The following is a 23,709-nucleotide window of genomic DNA, read 5'->3' as shown; positions in this document are numbered from 1 at the left end:
CCTTGCCTATCCCATCAGGGGCAACCCACAGCTCACCATAGAGGGACTCGAGATTGACCATCAACTGGGCCAAGAAACGCGAGCGCAAGAACGAGGTCAAGCAACGTGCTGCCGAGCCGAGCAGCATGTTCTCGCGCTGTCGGGTGATCGGCTGCTACAGGCCCGCACGTGCCGGCACAGAGGACGGCCTGGACACGAGTTTCTGCCGTCAGCATTCCGATCACTATTCCCGTCACGGCAGCCCTTACAAGCGCTCCTACACGGCCAAGGAACTCGCGCCGTATCGTAAGGCCGCCATCGCATGGCTGGAGGCGAACGCCGAGGACCTGTGGGTCCGCAATGCCGTCGACCGCGTGGAGACGCTCTACCGGGCCGCAGGGCCACACATAGAGGCATTCCGGCTTCGTGGGCTGCCTCCTGAGGCGCGGGCCAAAGCCGCCTGGGCGAGGCTCCGCAAGGCGAATATCGATCCTCGCCGCGTGGTCGCCGCGTGGCTCGCAGTCGAGATGATCATCAGCGACGATCCCCAGGCGGAGACCAAGTCCGAATACAAGCGCGTCCAGGCCGCGAAGCTCGTTCACAAGATGGCCTCGGGAACCCACAGGCAATGGGAAAGCGGTCCCGGTGGGGCGCAGCAACTGCACGTCTATCCACGATCTCGCGGGCGTGTCCTAAGACATCTCGGCGCCGAAATCGAGGAGGCGCTAGAATTGCTGATCGACCATTCGCCTGTTTTGAATAAGATGGAAGTTTGAGCTACTCAAAATCCGATCAGATGATACGAACGCTGAGGCTCTGCTAAACCACTGCTGGTCCTGCCTGGGGGGCTTTGCGGACGGTCTCAATTGCCGTTAGAGACGAATAAAAATTGTAACGGTTTGGGGGAAAATACTCGTGGGCTACAGAGACGATTATGTGTTTGGCGCAGACTTCCCACAGCGCAGGCTTTACGCACGAGTAGCGCGGGCTGAGCAGATAGGGTCCGGCCCCTACAGTCGTCACTCCTATGAATTTGATGCTGTAGACGTGGAGGTCTCGTCTGACGGAGGCTTTGACCTACTATTTGATGCTGACGACCAACGTCACTTCGCACTTGTTCGGGTACTCACAACCGAAGGGCTATTTGACCGGACTTTTGGCACAGTACCGCAGCCCGGATATTGGTTTGCCTTGGATATTGCGCCGACGGGTGGGGGTCCAATTGCCTTTCACGCCCAACTTACCGCGACCGGGTATAGCGAAATGTCGCGAGGCACCTTGCAATCAGCAACCTTCCTCTTTAGCGACGACGACCTCCGCGGCGGCCCTGAGCGAGGTCCCGAGGGAGATGGGGGAGGGAGCGGCGGCGGCCTACTCCAGGAAGCGTTGCGGCTAACCGAAGATGGAGTGCCTGTCGTTGCAGTGGCGGTCGACGGGTTTGAGTCCGCTCGATCAGGCATGGCGAAGAATAAGAAAAAGAACCGAATCAACGTCGCTCTCAGGTCTTTAGGTGCTGCCGCAAGTGTTGACCTAGACGCGGCGAAGGCCTTGGCCAACAAATGTGAGTTCCCCCAAGGAGCGTTGGCGCAAGCCGGAACCATCTGGTCTATTCTTGCGTCACAACCTTCTCCCCACGCGATCAGCATCAACGACGTCGGTCAAGCAAGCTTCGCAACTCTGTTGGACGACAATCTAAGACCTCTGGTGTATTTCGATGCGGGATGGCCCGTTGTCTTTAATGGAAAAACCGCTCCCAGGAGCCCTCCGACACCCAGGGCGGGTACTCCAGTTGTCATTTCTCACTGGGATTTCGATCATATCTCTGGCTTTTTCCGTTTCCCTGAACTGCGACAGGCGCCGTGGATTGCTCCTGTGCAGCGCCTAGGACCTGGAGCCAAAAAGATTGCCGCCGCTCTCGCGGGCCGAGGCCTGCTCATGGGATGGTCTGGCACGAGCATCTCTTTGCCATGGGGCGAACTGATCAAGTGCAGTGGCCTGCCCAACATAGTAAATCACAGCGGGTTGGCACTCATGGTGACGCTTCAGTCGGGCAAGAGAGCATTGCTGGTTGGCGACGCGAATTACGATACAATCAACCTTCCAAACAGCAGCTTTGACTACTTGGCGGTGACGCATCACGGAGCCCTTTTTAAAGGTGTTGTTCCGCCGCCAGCAGCAAGTAACGCCCTCGGTATCATCTCGGTCGGTCGAGGCAATGTCTATGGACATCCCAAGGCAGCATCCATTGCTGCACACACGCAAGCCCACTGGCTAATCGCGCGGACAGCCGGAACGCGGAAGCAACGTCGGGGAAGCAGAACCCTCGGTCCATAACCCGCAACCCTGTTGCCAAGTGGCTGCCGAGGAGCTTGTTCTCAGGACACAAGGGTGGTACACAGACTGCCTTAGCGCGGCAAATTTAGCTAGTTAAAGCAGATAGTTAGTCGCGAGGTAGGCGAGTTCAATCCTCTCTCGCAGCACCAGCCTTCCGAAACATCGAAGTGGGCATGTCGGGCGATTGCGCAGGCTCAGTTGGGGACGTGCGACAGCCGCAGGCCGGCTTCGTCCGGGGCCTCGGCCATGCCTTCCTCCGCGAAGCGGAACATGTCCTCGAAATCCAGCTCACGCTCGAAAATGACGCCGCCGACGCTGATCGCAAGCACGTCCTTGTCGCCTTTCGGCGCGAAATAGATCTCGCCGACCGTGCCGCGAATACGCTCGCCAACGTCCTTGGCGTCCTCTTCGCTCGCGCCCGGCAGGAAGACGCCGAACATCGAGGTTCCGATCCGACCGATCAGATCGTCCTTGCGCACCGCGGACCGGATGGCCGACGCGATCAGCCGCAAGGCCTCGTCGCCCCATTCGAGGCCGAAACGCAGGTTGATCGATGCCAGATGTTGCGGATGGATGACCAGAAAGGCGCCCGAGCGCGGACCGACCGGTCTCGCCGCCCTCCTGTCGACCATTGAGGTGAACACCTTGCCGTTCAGGCAGCCGGTCAGCTGGTCATAGGTGCCGGACCTGGTGAGTTCCTGCCGGTAGCGGCGCATCTCTATCTGTTGCCAGCCGAGCAGGGCAAACAGCGGCAGACCGATGACGATCGGCACGACGATTGCCGTAACGGCCCCGCGGCCGAATGGCGTGAGGCTGTCGCTGAAAAGCAGCAGGTAGTTCAACCCGAGCGAAAGCGCGACGCAGGCGGCGGTGCCAAGCACGGCCAGCAAGATGAGGTGCCTCCACGTTTGAACCGGCGCGGTCGGTGTTTTCGTGGTCAAGGGCCAATCTCCTGTTCGACGCATCGTTTACAGGAGGCCGGTTACGATTTCGGTGTCAGGAAAGCGTACAATTTGATGCAAGTCGGCGTCTTCTCCATGGCAAGCGCTGAATCCGGCGCACCGGCGGCCGCGGCCCGCGGCTGATGACCGGCCCGGTCGTAGGCCCAGTCCAGGCTTTAGAATTGATGAACCGCTCTGACCATTCTGCTTTCACGCAAGTCCGCGAGGGGAACTGGCCACCGACTTTCCCGCAGTCTCGTCATTGCGGTGGGCCGAAAATTCCCATCCGGGCGTTTCTCGCCACCACCTCCGCCTTGCCGTAAATGCCGGTCGGAACGGCCATCGCCCAGCCGTTGGAAACCAGCCAGGCGCCGACATCCTGCTTGCCCAGCGCGCAGGGCGCCGCGATGGCGAAACGGTCGGCGTCCGGCGGCAGCAGGCATTTCAGCGCCCGGCCGCGCAGCCAGGCGTTGAAGACGGCCCGCGCCCGCTGGCCGCAGGGCCAGGCGGTGTCGTCGAACGTGCAGGTCCTGTCCGGATCTATGTCGACCGTCCCGCTGATGGCGACGGTGCGTCCCATGGCTTCGAAGACCGCCGAGGAGGTCGCGACCGGACCGAAAAGCAGGGTCGCGCGCCAATCCTGCGGCATTGGCGTCTTCGGCCGCGGCGCAAGCCCGAGTTCGCCAAGCGCAGGACGCGGCTCGATGCGCTCGATCCCGGATGGGTCGAGCGGCGGCGGTGCAATGAGATCCTCGGCGATCTTGCGCGCCGGCTGGCCCGGCCGCGCGTCATGGGTTGGGGTATGGGAAGCCGCCTTCAGATGACCGGCGCCCTGAGCCGATGCGATCGAAGGCGGATCGGGCGGCAGCAGGCGCCCGCCCTCGGCGATCAGCGCCATGCCTGCGAGCAGCCCGAGACCGCCGAGCGCGGACGCCAGCAGCGGGCGGCCGGGCGGGTTCGCCTGACTCACGCGCGGGCCCTCGCGGGATCGTGCCGATTGCCGGCGGTGCTGCCCGAGCCCAACCCGTTAGCTCCTGTCGACATGGCGCCACCCCCGTTGTTGAACCGGATCATACATTAGACGCGAGCGACATTCCTTGAAAAGCAAGGCGTTGCGTTAAGTCTCGCGCAACCAATGCGGCCTAGAATCGGTGATCGAATGTCGAGGGGATGACACGATGCGCAAGCCGATACTGCTTTTTGCCTTTCCGGCCCTGGTGCTCATTCTGCTGGCGGCGGAGCGGGTGGCGGTAATGCTTCTCGGCTTCTATCCGGCGAGCCCCGCTGCGTGGCACGCCTGGCTCGAGCTGCGCCCGTTCTCGACCATATTCTGGCAGCAGGTGCACGTCTATCTCGGCGGATCGATGGCGCTCGATGCGGCCATTATCGTCTTTGCGGCAGGCGCCTGCTGGATGATTTGCCAGGCAAAAAGGTCCGCCGGCTTCTTCCTCGCCAACCACGCCGCGCTGATCTTTGCCGGCAAGATGATGGCGCTGAGCAGCCATGCGGAAACGGCGAGCACCATCGCCGCCTTCACCATACCGAACGGCTTGCATTTCTCGCTTATGCTCGATTTCAGCGTCCAGAATTGCCTGGTGCTGTGCCTTGGCCTCGCGGCCTGCGCCTATTGTCACGCCGCATTCTTGAGCGAGAAGAGGTTGCGCAGCGAAACCCGTGCGGTCCGCATGCTGGCGCTGCAGCGCGATCTGTAAGCGGCTGGCCAGGCGGCGACAGTCCGTCTGCTCAGTTGATCTTCTTGTAATAGACCTTGCCGTCGGGCTGCTGGATGCGCTGGTAGGCCGGGTTGGGGCCCGGAGGCGCGACCTTGCGCTTGAACGAGCGCTGAGCATCGGCGGCATCGCCTCCGCTTTCATCAGCCGCGGAAGCATCCGCCACCGTGGTGTTGTCGAGCAGGGCCGGCTCCGGCGCGCCAGGTGCCGGCTCGCTGGCGGCGACGGGCTGGCCTTGCTCCAGTCTGGCGATATTGCCGTTGATCTGGCCGAAATTCGCCTGCAACTGGCGGTCCAGCGTCTCGAACCGGCTCTGGAAACCGTTGTTGACGGTGTCGATGCGGGCGCCGATGCGCTGCTCGAACTGACCAAGCTGTTCCAGCCGCGCCTCCATCGTCTTGAGGTCGCTGACGCCGCGATAGAGATAGACGGCGGCTGTCACGTTGACGAAGGTGACGAGCGCGGCGCCCACCGCCACGACGCCGATCAGCCTGGCCCGATTGGGCTTTCCCGGAGCGGCTTCCCTGTGACCGAGTTCGATTGCCGGAGCGTCCGGCTCGCTGATCATCGTCATTCAACCACCACCTTTGCGCCCACCGCGACGCGCTTGAAGAGATCGATCACATCGGTATTCGTCAGCCGGAAGCATCCGGACGTGCCGTCGAAACCGACGCCCTTGGGATCGTTGGTGCCATGGATGCGATAGAGCGTGTCGCGTCCGTCGCGCGACAGATAGAGCGCCCTGGCGCCGAGCGGATTGTAGGGACCGGCCGGCACCATCGCCGGCAGTTCCGGCCGGCGCGCGCGCATTTCCTTGGGCGGACGCCATTCCGGCCATTCGGTCTTCGACCCGACCTTGACCGTTCCGGTCCAGCCGAAGCCGTCGCGGCCGACGCTGATCTGGTAGCGCAGCGCCTGGCCCTGGCCCGTCACCAGATAGAGCGCCTTCTCGTTTTTGCGGATGACGATCGTGCCCGGCTGCTCGCCGGTGTCAAAGGCGACCGCCTTGCGCAGGCTGGGGCCCATGGCGGGCAGCGGCGGCAGCCCCGATCCTGCTTCCGCGAAACCATAGATCGACATCGATGCAATCCCGACCAGGCAGGCAGCCGCGAAGCGCGCCCTCATCCAGTGCTTCGAGCTAGCGCTGGGCATTGTCCAGCCGTTCCTTGAACATGCGTTTTAAGTCCTTGTTGAAGCGCGCGCGTCCGTCCACCTCGGAAGGCAGGATGGCGCGGTTCAGCGCGTCGGCCAAGAGCGCGTTGTCCAGCGCCAGCGACTTGATGTGCGGCGCCTTGAAGATCTTCTCCAGCTCGCTGCGCGAGAAGTGGTTGCCGAACCATTTGCGCTTGTGCTTGTTGGCGACCAGCGTGATGCTGACCTTGTTGCCGCGCAATTCGCGGATCTTCTTGTAGAGGCGCTTGCCTTGTCTCAGCGAGGCGACGTTGAGCTCGAAGACGATGAAGATCTCGTCGCTCGTGCGCAGCACCGAATCGTGCCACGGCGTCTCGATGTTGGGCAGGTCGATGACGATGTCGTCGAAGCGGTAGGCGACGAGATCGAGCAGCCGGAAGACGAAGTCGGAACCGCGCGGCTCGAACGGCAGTTGCGGCCGCTCGAAGGAATAGAGCGTGAGGCCCGAGGGCCGCGACAATTTGATGACGTCCATCAGCTCGACGTCGAGCCGGTCCGGCTGGCCGATGATGCCGGAGAGATCGAACTGGTTGAACTGGTTGAGATAGGCGCCGCAATTGGCGCTCTGGAAGTCGAGATCGACGAGGCAAGTCGAGGCCGCCCGCTCGGACGACTTCGAGGCAAGGTGCTCCGCCGCCGAGATCGCCAGCGTGGTGGCGCCGGCGCCGCCGCTCGCGGCGATGAAGGTGACGATGCGGCTCTTGGTGCCCTGGCTGCCGGTGTCGTGGAAGGTGACGGCGTTGAGCAGCTCCTTGGCGTCGAGCGGCTTGTGCAGCCAGTCCGACGCGTTCATGCGCACCAGGACGCGCGTCTGCTCGGAGGTGAGCTCGTCGGAGATCGCGATCAGCGGCACCGACGCCCAGGCCGCGCGCGCCTCGACGATCCCCGGATTGCCGAGCAGCTCGCCATTGGCCAGATCGAGGATGATGATGCCGGGGCGGCTGTCGACAGGCGGCCCTTTGAGGAACTCAGCCGCATCCGAGACCTTGACGTCGTAGATCGCCAGCGCATCGAGCCGCGTGGTGACGTCGCGCTTGAAATTCGCATCGCCGGAAAACAGCGCCACCTGCTTTCGCTTGGTCGGGAGGACTCTGGTGTCGATGGCGTTCATGGGAACGTACTCTTCATGTCTTCCCCCGTGACCGTGCTCAGCATCGAGGGCATGGTGATGTTGGAAAATCCGAGCAACCCGGCAAGGAAGAAGAACTGGAATTGATGATTGACGATGCTGACCGTGATGGTCGGGACGGGACCGTTGGGTCGGGTCCAGTATCCGAGACCGGAAGCCTGGTACTGGATCTGCACTTCGGATTTGGCCAGCAATGGCAGGAATGTCTGCATTCCAGGTTGGCTGCTATTGCCGTTGAAAATGAAGTCGAAGGCCGCCTGGTTTGCGGTGAGGTCCTGGCATGTAGCCCCCGATCCGCAGGTGCACGAGGCTGTCCCCGCCGCGCTGGCGGTGCAGATATAGTTGTACGTGTTGGCTGGAACCGCCTTGCCCACGTCCAGCGAGTCGCTGGGTGTTTTTGCCTCTAGTGAAAGTCCGCTGGCGACCGGGCTGGAGATCTGCGCGAGCCTTGCGCCAGCTTGCACCGCCTTGTTGGCGGCATTCCATTGGTAGAAGGCATAGCCGAAGTCGACGAAGCCGAGCAGGAGCGTCAGCAGCAGCGGCATGGCGATGGCTGCTTCGACCATCGTCGCGCCAGACTGAGCAGTCCAAAACCTGCGCCCAAGCATCACCATCCGAAGACGCGCTCCCGATGGATTACGGTCAGATTGAGCTGGCCGAAACCGAGATACGACCAGAGGCCGAGACCGGCGTACGAATATATCGTCTTGACCTGCACGACGTCGACGGTGGCCGTGGGACTGAGATAGAGTTCAGTACCGGTAGCGGTATCGATCGCCTGAGTAGATGTCTTGGTGATTTCTACTTGTACTGGAAGCCATCCATTCACTCGAGCGACGGTGCCATCGATGGCCCCATTGGCCGCAAGCTTTTGTGCCAATGGTTTGCAAGTATCCCAATCGCTGCTGCAGCGCGCCATATAGCGGGCCGCATCCTTGACACCAGCGTCGAGGAGCATTCGTGTGTTCAGGATGTTCCCGAACTCAAAGACGCCGGCTGACAGCAGCAGCACGAATGGCGTCACGATGGCTATCTCGACCAGCGCGGCCCCATCGTCGTTGCGCCTGAAACGCCGGATGATTTGTTTGAGCGCGGTCAGCATGGCTTTACCGGTACAGCTGCGCTTCGTTGCGCTGGAGCTTTTTCAGTGTGCCCTGGCCGACCGAGGTGCTGATGTCCTGGATTTCGCCGTATATATCGGCACTGGACGAGCCGCCGGCTGGCTCGGTGACGAAGATGCTGGCGAAAGCCTGCACCGGCAAGGTTTGCCCGCCGCCTTGCACATTGTTGGCAGCGCAATCGATGATGGCAACATAGAGGAGTCGCCTGTCAGCGCCTTGTGTAGTTGTGTTGCATGCCGGGGCCGTCTGCTCGAAGTTGGTCTTCAGCGCGGCATCGGATTGATGCTGGATCTCATACTTATAAACGCAATATCTGCTGGGGCTATTGCCACAAACATCTTTTACGATCTGTCCTTTGGATGTGTCTTTTGGGTAATTTGTGTCCCAATAGCCCGGGTTGGTCGAAGTGCCGTAGAAATTCCAGGTTCCATCTCCAAGAACGCCAGCCCGATTGCAGCCTCCGTTATAAAAGCAGTTGTCCCTTGGTAGTGCCATGTAGTTCTTCGTCTGCCCTGTACTCGGTGCAGAATAGTCGCAATTCTTACCGGGGCTTGAGGCAACCATGCCTTTGCGGACATTAGGCGATGGCGGATTTATTGTCGGATCGGTCTTGTAAGGCCCGCCGTTATTGTAAATGTCAAACCGTGTATTGATACCGGCGTCAACAGGTGGAATGTTGCCCGGGCGAGTCGTCACCCCATTCTGGCTATAACAGGCAGGCGGACTGGTCACCGCGAACATTTCAGTCAGCGTTGCCGTGGATTTGTCACCTTCCGGGGAAGACAGAAAGCCATAGTTGCCAGGGCCATATTGAGCGCCATTGCCTCCGGTCTGCTCCTTGAGCCAGACCATCGGTTTGCTTGTTCCCGAAACAGCCGTCTGGAGCGCGCCGAGAGAAGTATAAGGATTGCAGATGAACATCGGCGTGAACTGGCACAACGCGTTGGTGAAGCCGGCCACAGCTTCCGCGCCGACATTGAAGCTGTTGACGGAACTGCCTGAAAGGTAAGAAACCGGGAACATAGCGGTGAAGCTCTCGGGTTGAGCCGTCACCTGGATGAGCTTGGTTGCACCTGGCGATGCTGCATAGTTGGCGGAAGTGATCGGGTCGGAGTCGTTTGTAGGGATGCTTGCAAGGAAGCACCAGGAAATCTGGCCTTTCGAACGGCACGCGGAATAGGTCGAATTGACCGTGGTGCTGCCAGTGCTTGGCAACGTCACGACACCTGCATCGGCGAATATGGTGTCGTTGGAAACCAGATTTGCAAGGGCGTTCTCCGCTCGCGTCCAGGCATCCGAATTGCCATCCAGCTCGGCCGCGCCGGCAAGCGCCAGCGCATCCACACCTTTTTGTAGATCGCTGTGCAATCCGTTGGCGCGGCTCATGTCGAGAGCCAGCACGGCAAAGCCGACGAGCACCGGCAGCATGATGGCGACAAGGATCATCGCTATGCCGCGCTGATCGCGCCAGAATTCACGAATGGTCCCCAACATAACCCTACTCTCCATTCGTGTCGGGTGTCCTCGCGCGCCCGACGCGCTGCATCCTTCTCTTTAGTTCGCCTCAGTGGGCGCACCCGACGGTCCGACATTGACTGTCATGTTCGTCGCCGGCGCGGCCGACCCGCCCGAAGGCGGAAGCTTGTATTTCTGCACGACGCCGACGGACCGAGCCCCGTTGCCCTCGATCTTGGTATTGTTGGAAGCCGGGTTGTACGGATCGACCGTCTGCAGCAGCTGGTTTGCCTTCTGCGAGTCGCCCGATGCCAGCGTCATCGTGTCGTAATTGTTCAGATAGTCGGCCGCGCAGCCCGTGAGCAGGCTGGTGCCGAGAAGGACGAGCAGGAGCTTATTTCTTGACATAGACCAGCTTGTCCTTCGATTTCACATCCAGCATGTGGCCATAGGGCCCGGTGACGCCTTCGCCATGCTCGTACATGCGGATCATGTCCTTGTTGACTTCGAGCTGGCCGAGCAGCATGAGCTCCGGGTCGTTGGCGGGTCTCGTTTTGTCGAAAGGCGTCGCCAGTTGCTCGCCAGGCCTCACCGGCCGCACAAGATGCGGCGTGACGATGACGACCAACTCGGTCTCTTCCTTCGCCGTGCTCGAATTCTTGAACAGCGCGCCGACGATCGGCACCTGGCCGAGCCAGGGCACCTGATCTTGCTGTATGGTGCTCTTGCTGGAGAGCAGGCCGCCCACCGCGAAGCTCTGGCCGTCACGCAGGTCGACCACCGTCGACAGCTTGCGGTTGGTGAAGATCGGGTCGCCTGCGCTGGTGAAGCCAGTCAGGTCGCTCACTTCCGGCGCCAGCTTGATGTGGATCTTGCCGTCGTCCAGCACCACCGGGGTGAAGTTCAAATTGACGCCGAACTGCTTGAAGACGATCTCGACTTCGCCTTGCGCATTGACGCTGCGCACCGGCACTTCGCCGCCAGCATTGAAGCTGGCTGTCTCGCCGGAGACCGTGGTGAGGTTCGGTTCGGCCAGCGTGCGCACGACGCCCTTGGCCTCGAGCGCCTCGATAATCAGGTCGACCTTGATGTTGCTGTCGATGATGCGGGTAATCAGCGCCGCGAACGGATTGGTGTTGGAGAGAAGGCCTGTGACCAAATCGCCAGCGCCTAGTTCGGCTCCGTCTTTATCTACGGTGCCAATGCCTGTCCCCACTCGTGTGGTGCCGCGGCTATTCGTGCTCTTGAACGAGACACCAAGATCGCGGCCGGCATTGCGTTTGGCCTCCAGGATGCGCACCGACAGATTGACCTGCTCGCTGTCGTCGATGGTCACGGCATTGATGATGGAGTCGGGCCCGTATTGCTGCGTGACTTCCACGATGGATGCCAGCGTCGCGGCGTCCTTGACGTGACCGCTCAGGCGAACCTTGCCATTGATCGAGCCGATCTCGATGCGCGCCTTGGGCGCTACCTGGCGAATGGCTACCGCCATGTCGCTGACGTCCTGGCCGACCTCGATCTGGATGGCGCCCAGCGAGCGCTTGTCCTCGGAGAAGAGATTGACCGTGGTGGTGCCGACGCTCTTGCCGATGATGTAGAGCGTCTTGTCGGTCATCGGCTGCGCGTCGGCGATCTTTTCGTCGCCAACGACGATGTCGCCCAGGGTAGCGTTCACCTGGATCGTCGCGGATTGGGAAACGGGCACGAACACGCGATGCAGCGACGGGCTCGACACGTCGATGAAGCGGTCGGCCGCCGCAGCCGGCTGGCCGGTGATCGCCGATACGCCCAACACGGATAGCGCGGCCGCCGCTATCCTGACCCAAAACCCCTTCATTCCCCGTCTCCCCACTCGCTGCCCCAGGGCAGCCTCCGCCGCGCCGACCCTCGTCAGTCTTGTCGCGGCACTTCGTATGATTCGAGCTTGACACCCCGGAACACGCCGATCGTCGCCAGCTTGGGCGGCTCCGGCTGAACGTATTTGATCACTTCCTTCGCCGGCTGCTGAGGCGCGGCTGTCACGACCGTAACCGGCTTTGCCTTGCTCATCTGATCGATCTGGCTGCCGACCCGTTCCACCGCTTTGGCCAGTCCGTCGATCCTCTGGTCGGCCTGCTTGCGCGCGGCCTCCTCGGCTGCCTGCCTGTCAAGCTCTGCCTGGCGCTTGGCGACGTCGTCGGGCGTCTCGGCGGTCAGATCCGCGAGCGTGACCCTCTCATTCGTCTCACCCTTGCTGCCGGCCGCCTGCCGCAAAGCCAGCGACAACTGGCCGGCGCCCGCTGCAAGCGTCAGTTTCTGGGCGTCCTTGGTGCTGACCTCGACCGTGACGGCCTTCACGACTTGCGGGGCGTCCTTGCTTTCATCGGCGACCTGGTCGACGGCAAGCACCTTGACGCTCTGCAGCAGCACGTCGACGAAGCTTTTGTTGGCGCCGTCGTCGCCGCGCACGTCACGGGTTAGCAACACGTCGACTCTGTCGCCCGGGAAAACAAAGCCCGCGACACCGAGCACGTCGTTCACGCGGATCGACACCGCTTTCATGCCTTCGCCAAGCACCGCCGAAAGCGTTGCGCGCTGGCCGGGGCCAGTGATCTTGGCGGCGAGAATGGGTTCGTTGGCGCTGATGGATTGCAGCGCCTGGCGCGCGCCGTTGCCGGCCATCGCTTCTTTGACAGTTCCGAAGGCTCCCGCCGGCACGGCTCCCGCCGGCCATGCAATTTCGCGCAATTTGTCGGCGCTCAGCGCATCGCCGAACTTCAGCGGCACCGCTGCGACCACGACCGTGCTTGCCTGCACGCCATTGGACTGCGCCAAGGCATTACGCTGGCCAGCAAGCCAGATATTGACGAGTACCACCGCGAGCACGCCGAATATGCCGGCGAGCACGATCATGATCAACGTGTTGGCACGCATGAGCCCCAATGCCCCCGAGAAACGAAACAGACAATCCGGGGCCAGGCTCTACCTGGCCCCGGATCGAAATTGCTAGCACTTCGTGATCACCGTCCCGCTATTAGCCTTCAGCGTCGTGCAGAGGGTGGCGAACTGATGAGTGACATAGACGCCGATCCCGGCGATGGCGGTGATCGCCGCCACCGCGATAATCCCGATCAGGATCGAGTATTCGACCATAGCAGCGCCGTTTTCTTCGTCGCGGAACTGCCGGGTCATCGTCATGAGCTTGTTCATGCCAATTTCTCCCTTTGGAGGTTTGAACCCGACGAGACAGAGCCAAGGAATGAACCCCATACCCAAGCATCCCCCGTCACGTTCAATCCTAGGTCGCGCGAAAAAGCAGTGTCAAACGGATTAACGGAAGCTTAACCTTTCAATACTCGATCTGAAGCTCTCTCAATTTCGACAAAGGCTTGATTCGCCTCATTTTTCAAGTCATTTTAACCATTCATTCACAATTCCGCCACGGCAGCGTCCCATTGCCGGCGTATTAGAAATATGACATAATTCAGTATATCTAATGCCTTAGCAGACCTAAGTGTGCCAATTGCGGCAAAGGTCTTAGGACTTTGGTCTGTATAAAAGGAGTGAGCTAAAAGCAGTTACATGGGAGTTTGACCGCATTCTTAACTATGCCGCAAGTAATACATGGACTTTGGCTTGCGGGCGGCTTGTGCCTCTCGTGGTTAACGCTTAGTTTCCGTTGGGGGAAATTAACAAGGGGGCGGGCGGCATGTTGGGTCGCTTCATCAAAGGGCCAAGTGAGCAGCGGGCGTCGCAGGTGGCGCCTATGGTTGCGGTCGCGAACGGAACAGTCGCGGTCGTTGCGGCGGAGGCCGAGCCGCAAGATCTCGACTTCCTGACCTTGAAAGTCGAGCTGCATCGCCATCTCATCGATCGCTTCAACCTAACGGCGCTGGAAAGCGCGTCCAAGGACGAGATACTGAACGAGATCCGGCCGATCGTGCGCGAGTTCGTGCGGAGCCGAAATGTGCCCTTGAATGCGCGTGAGCTCGATCAGCTGACCAGCGACACAGCCGACGAGATGCTGGGCCTCGGTCCGATCGAACCGCTGCTCAAGGACGACTCGATCACCGACATCATGATCAACACGCATGAGCGCGTGTTCATCGAGCGTCGCGGCATGATCGAGCAAACCGCCATCCGCTTTCGCGATGAGGCGCATCTGCTGCGCATCATCAACAAGATCGTCTCTGCCATCGGCCGCCGGGTCGATGAGTCCGCGCCGATGGCGGATGCGCGCCTGGCTGACGGCTCGCGCGTCAACATTGCAGTGCGGCCGGTTTCGGTCGACGGCCCGCTGGTCTCGATCCGAAAATTCTCCAAGAACCCTTATTCGCTGGAACGCCTGATGGCGTTGAATTCGATTCGCCAGCCGATGATCGATATGCTGCGGATCGCGGTGCAGGCGCGCAAGTCGATCCTGGTTTCAGGCGGCACCGGCAGTGGTAAGACGACGCTGCTCAACGCGCTGTCGAGCTACATCCCGTCGAAAGAACGCCTGGTCACCATCGAGGACGCGGCGGAGCTGCAGCTGCAGCAGCCGCATGTCGGCCGGCTGGAGACGCGCCCGCCCAATGTCGAGGGCAAGGGCGAGATCCGCCAGCGCGAGCTGGTCAAGAATGCGCTGCGCATGCGCCCCGATCGTATCATCGTCGGCGAAGTGCGCGGCGAGGAAGCCTTCGACATGCTGCAGGCCATGAACACCGGCCATGAAGGCTCGATGACCACCATTCACGCCAACACGCCGCGCGACGCCATATCGCGCTTGGAACAGATGATCGGTATGGCCGGGTTGCCGATGACGCACGACTCGATCCGGGCGCAGATCGCCTCGGCCATCGACATCATCGTGCAGACGCAGCGTCTGTCCGACGGCGGAAGGCGCGTCGTCTCCATCTCGGAAATCACCGGCATGGAAGGCAACGTCGTGCAACTGCAGGAAATCTATCATTATGTCAGGCGCGATGTTGCCGCCGACGGCACCATCATCGGCGATTTCCGCGCCACCGGCGTCCGCCCGCGCTTCGCTCCCGAAGCCGCGACGCTCGGCCTGCATTTCGCCAAGGATGCCTTCAATCCGCAGGTGGCGCTGTAATGCTGACGGGACAGACGCTACTCTATTTCATCTATGTTGTTGCGGCCGCCTCCGTCATCCTTGCCGGCGAGGCTTTTTATCTATCCCTTACGCGCCGGCGCTCACAACGGGTCGCGGTCAACCACCGGCTTCGCCGCATCGCGGACGACGTGCCTGCCGAACAGACATTGCAAAGTCTGCTGCGCGAACGCGGCCTCACAGATTCAGGAGACTTCGTCTCCGGCTTCGTCTGGTTGAACCGGCTTTACACCCAGTCCGGCATAACTGGAAACCCAATGACGTTTGCGGCGTCGTTTCTTCTGGCAGGTCTGGCTCTGGCGTTGCTGCTTTGGTTCCTTATCGGTCTTTCCACGCTGATGGCGCTCCTTGTCTTCCTTCTGGTGGGCTTTGTATTGCCGCTCCTTTTCCTGCGTCGGGCATGCAACAAGCGCATCCAGAAGTTTGCCAAGCAGTTGCCCGACGCGCTTGACATGATCGTGCGTTCGCTCCGCGCCGGCCATCCGGCCTCGGTAGCCATTGGGCTCGTCGCGCGCGAGATGCCCGATCCGCTCGGCACCGAATTCGGCATCGTCGCCGACGAGATCACCTTCGGGCTAAGCATGGAGCAGGCGGTGCGGAAATTGTCGGAGCGGGTGGGCTTCGAGGGCCTGCACCTGCTGTCGGTGTCGCTCTCGATCCAGGCAAAAACAGGCGGCAACCTCACGGAGATCCTTTCCAACCTGTCGTCTGTCTTGCGAGAGCGGCAGAAGCTCAGATTGAAGATCAGAGCGCTCTCGGCCGAGGGTCGAGCATCCGCGTGGATCATTTCACTGTTTCCTGTTGTCATGTTTCTGATACTGGCAGTAGTGTCGCCATCCTATTATGGATCTATCTGGGGAAATCCATTGATCTTTCCAGTATTCGTCTCGTTCGGAACATGGGCGTTGCTCGGAGACTACATCATGTACCGCATGGTCAGTTTCGACTTCTAGGGAGCGACCGTGAACTTGTTTTCGCACTTGAGCGATTTGACCTTTCTCATTTCCCTGACCGTCTTCGCGGCAGCGGTTGCCATGTTCCTGTTCGCTGCGCTGGTACTCCTGCCGGCGATGCAGACGCGCAGGCTGGTGGCGGACAGCCTTGTCGGCGACGGCCCAGTAGATCGCCGCTCGATCCTGGCGCAGGATCTTCTCGCCAAGACTGCGGCGCGAAGGCCTGTGGAAGCCTACTTCAAGTCGATGGAGAAAGAGCGCAACGAGCCGGACGCCCTCGAGGCCAAGCTCTTTCGCGCCGGCTTCTATCACGCAAGCGCGCCTGTCATCTACACGCTGTGCAGGCTGGGCGCCGTCGCCATGGGCTTTCTGCTCATGTACGCCCTGCTGTCGAAAATTTTGCCGGCGTGGATGCCGAGCTTCTTGGCTTTCGCGGGCGCGGGCCTGATCGGCCTCGGCTGCATCGTCATCCCGAGCATTATGCTCGATCGTTTCGAAAATACCCAGAAGCAGATTTACCGTCGCGCCTTTCCCGACTTCATGGACATGATGATCACCTGCGCCGATGCCGGCATGAGCCTCGAGGCGGCTGTCGAGCGGGTCAGCCAGGAACTGGCTGGCACGCACAAATGGCTGGGCATCCAGTTGACGATCATGAATCTACAATTGCGAGCAGGCAAACCGTTGCGCGAGGCATTGCGCGAGCTTGCCGATCGCATCGGACTGGACGAAGCAAAGGCGTTGGCTGTGCTGTTCCGGCAGTCGGAAGAGTTGGGTACCAGCCTCACCGACGCCCTGCGCGTCTACAGCGCCGAGATGCGTGATCAACGGATACTTCATGCGGAAGAGCGTGCCAACGCCTTGCCGGTCAAGATGATGATCCCGCTGGGGCTCTGCATTTTCCCGGTGGTTATGATGGTCGTCATGTTGCCGGTGATCATCCGCATGAAGGGCATTTTCTTCTAGTCCGTCATATGATTAGATTCTAAAATAGAGTCGGGGACTCGTGGGACACACAATGACAAAGCGCCTCGCAGTCGCGACAAGCCTGTTGCTGATCTTCCTAGCCGGTTGTCAGACGAACGACTCCACGGGCGGTGTCGTGCGCACCAACGAGCCCGCCAAAGGCGATTACACCGCCTTTGGCGATACTTTCGATGGGCTGAAAACGATCAGCGATGTCGACTACTATGCGTCGGACCAGGCCATCACCGAAGCCAAGACCCAGTTCCGTTCCGAAAACTACGGTAATGCCGGCGCCCTGTTCTACAAGGCAACGCGGCTGGCGCCCAATGACGGCGTCGCCTGGCTCGGGCTTGCCGCGTCCTGTGATCGCATCCGTCGCTTCGATTTGGCTGACATGGCCTATGGCCGGGCCTACCGGCTACTCGGCGCGACGCCGGAATATTACAACAATCTCGGCTATTCCTATTTGCTGCGCGGCAAGCTTCAGGATGCGCGCAGCAACTTCCTCAAGGCTTATGAGTTGGCGCCCAACGACCCGACGGTCGCCAACAATCTGAAGCTGCTGTCGTCCAGCGTGCGGAACATCGAGCGGTCATGAGCCTTTTGCCGACCGTTTCGCTCGTCTTCCAGGGGCTGGCAATCCTGCTGCTTGGGCGAATTGCCTGGATCGATTTTTCCACCCAGCGCATACCCAACCGTGACGTGCTGCTTTTGCTTTGCCTTGGCCTCGGAGTTCTGCAATTCCAGTCGCTGCAAACTCACTCCTGGCTGGACATGGGCCTGAGCGCGTTCGGCAGCGTTGCTCTGTTCCTTGCCCTTTTTCCATTCTGGCTGTTGCGCAAGATCGGCGCCGGCGACGTCAAGCTGATGAGCGTCACGCCGTTTCTGATTGGCGGAAGCAATCTCGCCGTTTTTTCCATATTGCTGCTGGTTTTCGCAGTCGCCGCGGCGGTTGTGATCAAGAATCCCTTCCTGCTGCCGGCGGGGATGTTTCGCCATTATGTGCAGCACATGGACCGTAAAGGAGTCGTGCCCTTCGGCGTGCCGATCTCAATGGCCGCGATCTGTGCGCTGGGAATGCAGATGTATCATTCCCTGATAGTGGCAACCAGCTCAGGGATATTGGAGCAGCTCAACTAGCCGGCTATGAGCGCGATGGGATTCAACGATAGTTGGAAGAGTTGGCATTCCAACAGGCATTTCCTCTTGGTGGTTTTGCTTTACGCGTTGGCTGCAGTTATCGCCTCTGCCCATTGGCACATCTCAGTTGACATCCAGATATACAGCGATGCTTTTTTACTCTTCGGGTTCGGCGTAACCGTTATCCTGTTCGCGATTATCTCTGTTCGCGTTATGCTCGAGCGACCGCCGCGCCTCTATCCCGCCATCCGTGATCGCCTGCTGATCCACAAGCTGCCTGAGCGGCTAATCATTGGCCTGCCCGTTATGCTGGTTCTTCCGATCTTCTTTTCTCTATTTACTAGCATGAAGGATGGCATCAGTCGCATAGTTCCATTTTATGCCGATAAATATCTTATAGAACTGGATAGAGGTATACATAGTGGGATTGATGCGTGGAGGATATTGGACAAATTTGTCGGGATTGGATTTTTTATATTTAGTTTAAATTTTCTATATAACCTTTGGTTTATAGTTATGCTTACAATTTTATTTTGCGTAACTTTCACAATTGAAAATGAAAGAACTCGCTCCCAATATCTCGTAGCATTTGTCCTCATTTGGATCATCTTGGGCAACGTTGCTGCGGTACTTTTTTCCTCGGTGGGTCCGGCCTTTGTGATGAGCTTCTACAATGATTCCACATTTTTGCCCTTGATGAATTCTCTCCAAGCGATAAACAAAGTCTATCCGGTCTGGGCCCTTGATGCTCAGCGGTTGCTCCTCGCCAATGCCGGATTGCATGGCCCGCGCCTGGGTAGCGGCATCTCTGCATTCCCTTCGTTGCATGTTGCCGTGGCTACCTTGAACGCGATCTATCTCTGGCGCTTCGGCGCGTTGCTGCGCTGGCTGGGTGTTGCTTTTTTGATCGCAATTCAGCTCGGCTCCGTTCATCTAGGCTGGCACTATGCCGTTGATGGCTACGCTTCCATGTTGGCGACACCAGTCATCTGGATATTCGCGGGATGGCTGTCCGGCTTGCGCCGGCTGCCAGCTACGGCAAATGCGGCAGGCTAGATGTTGATAGAGCCCCCTCAAAACCCCGCCGTCGATTTCTCCACCAGCTTCAACCGCCCCTTTTCCACCTTGAAGAACGGCATCGACCTTTGGCTCGAGCCGTCGGCGCGGAAGCGGAACAGGCCGGTCGAGCCGCGGAAGCCGGTTGTGTTCTCCAGCACCTGCTTGTTGAAGCCGTCGGGGCCGGCCGAGCTCGCTATGCCGGCGCTCAGAGCCACCATGTCGTAGGCATAGGCCACGTTGACGTCCGGCTGGTACTTGTAGGTCGCCCTGAAGCGGTCGGCGATCGGCCCGGTCTCGCCCTCGTCGAGCGTCGCGATATAGGCGCCTTCGTAGAGCGGATCCATCGGCCGCTCGAGCCAGCGGTCGGTGCCGATCAGTGTCACCGCCTTGCCCGGAATGCCTTTTGCCTTCAGCGCGGCGAGCACCGCTGTCGGGCTGCCGTCGCCGCACGCGACGACCACGGCGTCGGGCGCCTCGACCAGCGAGCTCATGTCGGACACCACCTTGGCGCCGCCATCCGTCGCCGAATAGGGCAGCGTCACCGCAAGCGTGGCGCCATAGATGCTGAGCGCGTTGGCCACCCGGGATTCGATGGGGCTCGAATCCGCGCCCGACGGCACCAGCAGCACGAATTTCTTGGCGCCCTTGGCGGCGATCGCCGCCGCGCCCGCCGCGGCGCTGTCGGCTTCGCCGAGCCGCACGGAATAGACGCCGGGGCCGCCGGCGAAATTGTCGGCCAGCGCCAGCACCGGCGGCCGCCTGGAGCCGGAGAGCTTGGCAAGGTGCTGCGCCGCCGCGAGCTCGGACGGCCCGATGACGACCTTCGCCGTGCCCGACGTGATCGCCTTCACCGCGAGGTCCTTGGCGTAGCCGCTGTCGCCGCGCGTATCCTCGATGGTCAGCGTCAAAAGCTTGTCGCCGAGGTCGGCCATCGCCAGCCGCGCGCCGTCATACATCTTTCGGCCGTTCTCGCCCGTGCTGCCGGGGGCCGAAAGCGGCAGCAGCATGGCCACCTTGGTCGGTCCCGCGCCGAGCGTCAGCTGGGCCTTGGCGGCGGCGGCCGAGGTCGGGCCGCCCGACGTCGCGCTGACCAATGCTGGACTGCCCGGGGTCGAACCGCCCAAGCTCTGATTATTTGCCTGCTGGGCGGGCGCCGCCGGAGTGCCGGCCTGGCCCGCGGGTGCCGCGATCGCCGATGGATCGAGCACATCAGACGCGCCGCTCTTGGACTGGCATGCGCACAGCGTCGCGACGAGCCCGAGAGCGAGAGCCAACAGACGCGGATCGTGCCGCTCACATTTCATGATGCTTCCATCCCCATATGTTATCCATCGAAGAGCCGCGCTCTCAACGCCTGTATCGTCCTTGCTTGCGCCGGGCTGCGATACTCGGCGCATTTCATGTAGCGCGGCCCGGGCACGAAAGCGCGGCGCACGCAGACGCGTTTCTCCTGGCCGGTGACGGCGCCGTCCATGGAAGCGTCGGAGACCCCGATCGTCGAGACGTCGGAGAATCCGATCGTCGCCACCGGCAGCGACCCGGCCACATCGAGGCCTTCCCGTGCCAGGATCGCGCGTGCGCGCTGGCAGTAGTCGACCGAGCGGACCGAGAAGCGGGTCTCCCCGTGCCCGGCCCGGTATTTCATCACGGTGGTGCAAAGATCGCCCGCGGCGAGCCTGTTTGCCTGCGCCAGATATCTGACGCCGAGCGCGATGTTGGTGGCGGGCTCGCCAAGCTCGTCGAGCGAGCCGCGAAAGCCGAGCATCCGCGCCGTTGCCGGCATGACCTGCATCAGGCCGACTTCGCCGTCGGCGCCGCGCACGCCGGGATCGAAGCCGCTTTCGATTTCCATCACCGCATGCGCCAGCACCGGCTCGAGGCCGTAGAGCGACGCCTGGCAGGTGGCGAATGCCTTGAATGTCGCGCGGGTCCGCTCCGGCGCCGCAGCGCAGCGCGCGGGCCGCGCCTCGGGCGGCTGCGGCCGTTCCAGCCAGTTGGCGTGGACAGGTGTCTGACCCAGACCGAGCAAGGCGACCGCCAGAGCAACTCCAGGAAAAGTGCGTAGCGGTTGGGCTCGGCGACTTCGCCGTAGCCTTCCGTTCGGAATTGCGTCAAAACAAGGAGATAGATCGTTTCGCCATTTCCGTGAAACGGTGAAACGATCTAGCGCGATCGCCTTCGGCAATTTTCCGTCGGCCACCATCGCAGCCAGTCGGTGTCCGCTTGCCCGTCAGCTCAATGCATGTACTCGACCATGCGGTCGTGGAAGCACTCGCATTTGTTGAGCGTGTCTTCGTCCTTGTAGTTCGTCTTGAGGTAGCCATAGGCCATGCCGCAGGCGACCTTGGCTTCCGAGGCCCAGACGAAGGCCGGGCGCGACGAGTTGATCCATTCCGGGCTGTTGGCGACGGCGACCGATTCGTCCATCAGCTTCACCACATGGTCCTTGAGCTCGACCATGTTGTCGGTCAGCACCAGGTCCGAGGTGCCGACGGTGCGGCAATAATTCACCGCCGGCTCGCCGATGATGTCGGCGGCGAAACCCGTCGACCCGGCCACCAGCAGCGCCGCGGCCGAAGCCAGCAATCTTACGGAATGTCTCATGTAAGCCCCTCTTCGAATTGCGAATTCAAGCGTTGCTAATGCTTAGCATGGAAGCGTGGTGGCGCATAAGTGCTAAATGGTGACATGCTGCTGCGTATGCGTGCTGTCGTCGTAGAGGATGTTGATCGAGTTTGCCGTGGCCGGCCCGTTCTGCAACACTGCGACATCCACGAAACCGGCCGCATTGCCCGTGCCGTCGGTGTCTACGCTCAGCGTTTTGGTGGTGGTGTCGTAGTGCACATAGTCGGCGATGTTGCCGGCGGCCGCCTTGTCGAACAGCGCGGTCAGGTCGATCTGGTCTCCTTCGGCCTTGTTGTAGTCGGTGATGAGATCCGTGATGTTCAGTTCGAGGTGATCGAGCTTGAACGTATCGGTGCCCGAAGTGCCGGCAAGGGTCGAAGTGCCGGAGGCAACACCGTCATAGTTGCCGAAGCCGATGTCGCCCACCGCGCCTGTCTGGCCGTCGGCGGTTGTGAACGTGGCTTCGCCGAAGGTCACGACCGAGCCGTCTGCCGAAACTGACTGCTGGTGGTTGCTTTCGAGGCCGATCTCGACGATTCCCAGGGCGGCAAGGCTCTTGAACTCGCCTGGGTCCGACACGCCGTTTCCGTTGGCATCCTGCCAGACACCAAACTGCGCGAAGTCGTGATCAGCTGCGGTCAGCTTGCCGTCATGGTTGGTATCGTAGAGCTGCTCTAGCGCTGCAAGGTCGGTCGCAGCACCCGGGGCATGCTGGGTGAACACAATTTCCGAACCGTTGTTCACCTTTCCATCGCCGTTGAGATCGATCGCCAGGATACCGTCATGCGTGTCGACCCAGGCCGTCTTCGAAGCGACGCCGTCGCCGTTGTAGTCGAACGAAACAGTCGAATGCGTAAGATCGGTGGTGTGGATTCCGTCGTGGTTGAGATCAAGCACGACGGGAGTAGCGAGATTGGGCACCAGCCCATCCTTCACATGGACGGAGAAATTGGCGGTCGTTGTCGTATCCCCATCGCCGTCCGTGAGTTGCAAGGTAAACGGGATCGTATGGTCGACACTGGTGGAAACCACTCCGATAGCGCTCAGGTTCAGCTTAAAGCCGCCAGGTGTTGAGACATCATACACGTCAACCCACGCGATGTCCTTGCCCGTCGACGATTGGATCGTTTTCCCTGTATCGCCAGACCCCGAAATGAAGGACTCCGAGGTTCCGTCGACGTAATGAGCGACATAATCGATCTCATTACCAGCGCCGAGGGTCTTCGTGTACGTGAACGTGACGTAGCCGGCGTTGGCCAGAGCACTTGCCGGTGTCGGCGGCGTGTAGGAGCCGACACCGTCGTAGTCGTTGAGCGTTCCGAAGTCGAAGCGCATGAACTGTCCTGGAAGGAAATTATTGCCGCCGAGCCCCCAACCCTGATCAGATCCATTGACATCGCTTCGTTGAGCCAAGGACGGATCGCCGCCGAGGAGCCAGGCAGCTTTCTCCGCGGCCGTAAACTGACCGGTTGCGTCGGTTGGCGCCCAGCCGGTCACCATGGTGACTAACTGGTGGGTGGACGGGTTCTCCACGTATTTGTTCGTCGTCGGACCGCTACCCAGCGCGCCATCCGATGCGTTCGGAAGATTGGTCACCGTGCCGTCGAGCGGCGCCTTCAAGTCGAACACATACTGCCCTGAAGTGCCGGCGGTGGGATTCACGGTAAGGGTGAAAACCTCGGTGTCGCCCGAAGTGAAGGTATGATTGCCGTCATTGTCGGCATAGGCCGTCAGGATGTTGCCGTTCTGCACTGTAACCAGGCTGTGGCCGCCTGAGGTGAGGCCGGTCGTGTCGGCCATGATTGTCATAGTCGATCCGACGCCATCGGCGCCGGTGACGAAATGGAGCGTGCCGACCGCGGGCGTCTGCGAGGGATCGTCGTTGGTCTGCTGATTTTGGATGGGGCCTAACGTCGGCACGTCGTCGACGATGTCGATGGTGAGCGTGGTGGAGGCCGGGTCGCCGTCGGAGTCGACCACCTGCACCGCGA

The 23,709-nt window shown here is 60.8% G+C and carries 25 protein-coding genes; 9 read left to right on the top strand and 16 right to left on the bottom strand.

Translation table 11 applies throughout. The annotated features are described in order from the left end of the window. The first annotated feature begins 53 nt into the window (after positions 1-53). The gene (locus FJ956_RS28575; RefSeq protein WP_246672114.1) at positions 54-755 is read left to right on the top strand and encodes a hypothetical protein; all 702 of its coding nucleotides are present in this window, start codon (positions 54-56) and stop codon (positions 753-755) included. 682 nt (positions 756-1,437) lie between these two features. Continuing rightward, positions 1,438-2,313, top strand: coding sequence for a hypothetical protein (locus FJ956_RS28570; RefSeq protein ID WP_140679509.1), 876 nt, complete (start codon positions 1,438-1,440; stop codon positions 2,311-2,313). Positions 2,314-2,507: 194 nt separating this feature from the next. Here FJ956_RS28570 and FJ956_RS28565 read toward each other — a convergent pair whose 3' ends face one another. After that, entirely contained in the window at positions 2,508-3,194 is a 687-nt protein-coding gene (locus tag FJ956_RS28565) for a GGDEF domain-containing protein (RefSeq protein ID WP_246672121.1), read from the bottom strand. A 319-nt stretch (positions 3,195-3,513) separates the two neighbouring features. Beyond that, a complete protein-coding gene (locus tag FJ956_RS28560) occupies positions 3,514-4,224 on the bottom strand; it encodes a thermonuclease family protein (RefSeq protein ID WP_246672115.1) in 711 nt (236 codons plus the stop codon). Positions 4,225-4,432: 208 nt separating this feature from the next. Between FJ956_RS28560 and FJ956_RS28555 the strand changes: the two genes are divergently transcribed. Beyond that, positions 4,433-4,966 (top strand): hypothetical protein, encoded by a 534-nt coding sequence (locus FJ956_RS28555; protein WP_140679518.1) that lies wholly within the window; start codon positions 4,433-4,435, stop codon positions 4,964-4,966. A gap of 31 nt (positions 4,967-4,997) precedes the next feature. Here the strand turns inward: FJ956_RS28555 and FJ956_RS28550 are convergent, their stop codons facing one another. The 10 genes from FJ956_RS28550 to FJ956_RS28505 form a co-directional block, all read right to left on the bottom strand. Then, positions 4,998-5,558 carry a DUF3050 domain-containing protein gene (locus FJ956_RS28550; protein ID WP_140679522.1) on the bottom strand — a complete coding sequence of 187 codons (561 nt, stop codon included), beginning with the start codon at positions 5,556-5,558 and terminating at the stop codon, positions 4,998-5,000. Beyond that, complete coding sequence (locus FJ956_RS28545) at positions 5,555-6,136, bottom strand: L,D-transpeptidase (RefSeq protein ID WP_140679525.1); 582 nt, start codon at positions 6,134-6,136, stop codon at positions 5,555-5,557. Before FJ956_RS28545 ends, FJ956_RS28550 begins: the two co-directional genes overlap by 4 nt. After that, on the bottom strand, positions 6,123-7,286 hold the full coding sequence (locus FJ956_RS28540) for an AAA family ATPase (protein WP_140679527.1): 1,164 nt from the start codon (positions 7,284-7,286) through the stop codon (positions 6,123-6,125). Before FJ956_RS28540 ends, FJ956_RS28545 begins: the two co-directional genes overlap by 14 nt. Next, a complete protein-coding gene (locus FJ956_RS28535; RefSeq protein WP_246672116.1) occupies positions 7,283-7,870 on the bottom strand; it encodes a TadE/TadG family type IV pilus assembly protein in 588 nt (195 codons plus the stop codon). The genes FJ956_RS28540 and FJ956_RS28535 overlap by 4 nt, the downstream gene beginning before the upstream one ends. A 41-nt stretch (positions 7,871-7,911) precedes the next feature. Beyond that, positions 7,912-8,406, bottom strand: a complete 495-nt coding sequence (locus tag FJ956_RS28530; protein ID WP_140679531.1) for a TadE/TadG family type IV pilus assembly protein — start codon at positions 8,404-8,406, stop codon at positions 7,912-7,914. Between the two features lie 4 nt (positions 8,407-8,410). Further along, positions 8,411-9,919 carry a pilus assembly protein TadG-related protein gene (locus FJ956_RS28525; protein WP_181170254.1) on the bottom strand — a complete coding sequence of 503 codons (1,509 nt, stop codon included), beginning with the start codon at positions 9,917-9,919 and terminating at the stop codon, positions 8,411-8,413. 60 nt (positions 9,920-9,979) lie between these two features. After that, positions 9,980-10,288, bottom strand: a complete 309-nt coding sequence (locus FJ956_RS28520; RefSeq protein ID WP_140679535.1) for a hypothetical protein — start codon at positions 10,286-10,288, stop codon at positions 9,980-9,982. Next, a complete protein-coding gene (locus FJ956_RS28515) occupies positions 10,275-11,720 on the bottom strand; it encodes a type II and III secretion system protein family protein (RefSeq protein ID WP_140679537.1) in 1,446 nt (481 codons plus the stop codon). Before FJ956_RS28515 ends, FJ956_RS28520 begins: the two co-directional genes overlap by 14 nt. Before the next feature lie 53 nt (positions 11,721-11,773). Then, complete coding sequence (gene cpaB, locus FJ956_RS28510) at positions 11,774-12,796, bottom strand: Flp pilus assembly protein CpaB (protein WP_140679539.1); 1,023 nt, start codon at positions 12,794-12,796, stop codon at positions 11,774-11,776. A gap of 72 nt (positions 12,797-12,868) precedes the next feature. Then, complete coding sequence (locus FJ956_RS28505; RefSeq protein WP_140679541.1) at positions 12,869-13,072, bottom strand: Flp family type IVb pilin; 204 nt, start codon at positions 13,070-13,072, stop codon at positions 12,869-12,871. Positions 13,073-13,571: 499 nt separating this feature from the next. On the opposite strand from FJ956_RS28505, the gene FJ956_RS28500 reads away from it, so the two are divergent. From FJ956_RS28500 to FJ956_RS28475, 6 genes are read left to right on the top strand one after another with little or no spacing between them, the layout of a single operon-like run. Continuing rightward, on the top strand, positions 13,572-14,957 hold the full coding sequence (locus tag FJ956_RS28500) for a CpaF family protein (protein WP_140679543.1): 1,386 nt from the start codon (positions 13,572-13,574) through the stop codon (positions 14,955-14,957). Further along, positions 14,957-15,928 (top strand): type II secretion system F family protein, encoded by a 972-nt coding sequence (locus FJ956_RS28495; RefSeq protein WP_140679545.1) that lies wholly within the window; start codon positions 14,957-14,959, stop codon positions 15,926-15,928. The genes FJ956_RS28500 and FJ956_RS28495 overlap by 1 nt, the downstream gene beginning before the upstream one ends. Before the next feature lie 15 nt (positions 15,929-15,943). Then, positions 15,944-16,894 carry a type II secretion system F family protein gene (locus FJ956_RS28490; protein ID WP_140679584.1) on the top strand — a complete coding sequence of 317 codons (951 nt, stop codon included), beginning with the start codon at positions 15,944-15,946 and terminating at the stop codon, positions 16,892-16,894. A gap of 52 nt (positions 16,895-16,946) precedes the next feature. After that, positions 16,947-17,492 (top strand): tetratricopeptide repeat protein, encoded by a 546-nt coding sequence (locus FJ956_RS28485; RefSeq protein ID WP_140679547.1) that lies wholly within the window; start codon positions 16,947-16,949, stop codon positions 17,490-17,492. Further along, the gene (locus FJ956_RS28480; protein WP_140679549.1) at positions 17,489-18,034 is read left to right on the top strand and encodes a prepilin peptidase; all 546 of its coding nucleotides are present in this window, start codon (positions 17,489-17,491) and stop codon (positions 18,032-18,034) included. Before FJ956_RS28485 ends, FJ956_RS28480 begins: the two co-directional genes overlap by 4 nt. Before the next feature lie 6 nt (positions 18,035-18,040). Next, a complete protein-coding gene (locus FJ956_RS28475; protein WP_140679552.1) occupies positions 18,041-19,090 on the top strand; it encodes a phosphatase PAP2 family protein in 1,050 nt (349 codons plus the stop codon). A gap of 17 nt (positions 19,091-19,107) precedes the next feature. On the opposite strand, the gene FJ956_RS28470 is transcribed toward FJ956_RS28475, so the two are convergent. The 4 genes from FJ956_RS28470 to FJ956_RS28455 all read right to left on the bottom strand — a co-directional run. Next, positions 19,108-20,397 (bottom strand): ABC transporter substrate-binding protein, encoded by a 1,290-nt coding sequence (locus FJ956_RS28470; protein ID WP_140679554.1) that lies wholly within the window; start codon positions 20,395-20,397, stop codon positions 19,108-19,110. 20 nt (positions 20,398-20,417) lie between these two features. Further along, complete coding sequence (locus FJ956_RS28465; RefSeq protein ID WP_246672117.1) at positions 20,418-21,122, bottom strand: lytic transglycosylase domain-containing protein; 705 nt, start codon at positions 21,120-21,122, stop codon at positions 20,418-20,420. 206 nt (positions 21,123-21,328) lie between these two features. Then, positions 21,329-21,697 carry a hypothetical protein gene (locus tag FJ956_RS28460; protein WP_140636240.1) on the bottom strand — a complete coding sequence of 123 codons (369 nt, stop codon included), beginning with the start codon at positions 21,695-21,697 and terminating at the stop codon, positions 21,329-21,331. Positions 21,698-21,769: 72 nt separating this feature from the next. Continuing rightward, positions 21,770-23,709 (bottom strand): type I secretion C-terminal target domain-containing protein (locus tag FJ956_RS28455; protein WP_140679558.1); only part of this gene is annotated, 1,940 nt, incomplete at its 5' end.

It is taken from the genome of Mesorhizobium sp. B2-4-3, assembly GCF_006442815.1.
Taxonomy (GTDB): domain Bacteria; phylum Pseudomonadota; class Alphaproteobacteria; order Rhizobiales; family Rhizobiaceae; genus Mesorhizobium.
The sequence above is the reverse complement of the archived record's forward strand: the minus strand, read 5'-3'. Positions and strand labels throughout refer to the sequence as shown.

Excerpts from the sequence above, each read along its gene's own strand:
- FJ956_RS28570 (WP_140679509.1), top strand. The coding sequence starts at position 1,438 with ATGGCGAAGAATAAGAAAAAGAACCGAATCAACGTCGCTCTCAGGTCT.
- FJ956_RS28545 (WP_140679525.1), bottom strand. The coding sequence starts at position 6,136 with ATGCCCAGCGCTAGCTCGAAGCACTGGATGAGGGCGCGCTTCGCGGCT.
- FJ956_RS28535 (WP_246672116.1), bottom strand. The coding sequence starts at position 7,870 with ATGGTCGAAGCAGCCATCGCCATGCCGCTGCTGCTGACGCTCCTGCTC.
- FJ956_RS28470 (WP_140679554.1), bottom strand. The coding sequence starts at position 20,397 with ATGAAATGTGAGCGGCACGATCCGCGTCTGTTGGCTCTCGCTCTCGGG.
- FJ956_RS28525 (WP_181170254.1), bottom strand. The coding sequence starts at position 9,919 with ATGTTGGGGACCATTCGTGAATTCTGGCGCGATCAGCGCGGCATAGCG.
- FJ956_RS28555 (WP_140679518.1), top strand. The coding sequence starts at position 4,433 with ATGCGCAAGCCGATACTGCTTTTTGCCTTTCCGGCCCTGGTGCTCATT.
- FJ956_RS28515 (WP_140679537.1), bottom strand. The coding sequence starts at position 11,720 with ATGAAGGGGTTTTGGGTCAGGATAGCGGCGGCCGCGCTATCCGTGTTG.
- FJ956_RS28530 (WP_140679531.1), bottom strand. The coding sequence starts at position 8,406 with ATGCTGACCGCGCTCAAACAAATCATCCGGCGTTTCAGGCGCAACGAC.
- FJ956_RS28520 (WP_140679535.1), bottom strand. The coding sequence starts at position 10,288 with ATGTCAAGAAATAAGCTCCTGCTCGTCCTTCTCGGCACCAGCCTGCTC.
- FJ956_RS28550 (WP_140679522.1), bottom strand. The coding sequence starts at position 5,558 with ATGACGATGATCAGCGAGCCGGACGCTCCGGCAATCGAACTCGGTCAC.
- FJ956_RS28485 (WP_140679547.1), top strand. The coding sequence starts at position 16,947 with ATGACAAAGCGCCTCGCAGTCGCGACAAGCCTGTTGCTGATCTTCCTA.
- FJ956_RS28460 (WP_140636240.1), bottom strand. The coding sequence starts at position 21,697 with ATGAGACATTCCGTAAGATTGCTGGCTTCGGCCGCGGCGCTGCTGGTG.
- FJ956_RS28505 (WP_140679541.1), bottom strand. The coding sequence starts at position 13,072 with ATGAACAAGCTCATGACGATGACCCGGCAGTTCCGCGACGAAGAAAAC.
- FJ956_RS28540 (WP_140679527.1), bottom strand. The coding sequence starts at position 7,286 with ATGAACGCCATCGACACCAGAGTCCTCCCGACCAAGCGAAAGCAGGTG.
- FJ956_RS28495 (WP_140679545.1), top strand. The coding sequence starts at position 14,957 with ATGCTGACGGGACAGACGCTACTCTATTTCATCTATGTTGTTGCGGCC.
- FJ956_RS28475 (WP_140679552.1), top strand. The coding sequence starts at position 18,041 with ATGAGCGCGATGGGATTCAACGATAGTTGGAAGAGTTGGCATTCCAAC.
- FJ956_RS28500 (WP_140679543.1), top strand. The coding sequence starts at position 13,572 with ATGTTGGGTCGCTTCATCAAAGGGCCAAGTGAGCAGCGGGCGTCGCAG.
- FJ956_RS28480 (WP_140679549.1), top strand. The coding sequence starts at position 17,489 with ATGAGCCTTTTGCCGACCGTTTCGCTCGTCTTCCAGGGGCTGGCAATC.
- cpaB (WP_140679539.1), bottom strand. The coding sequence starts at position 12,796 with ATGCGTGCCAACACGTTGATCATGATCGTGCTCGCCGGCATATTCGGC.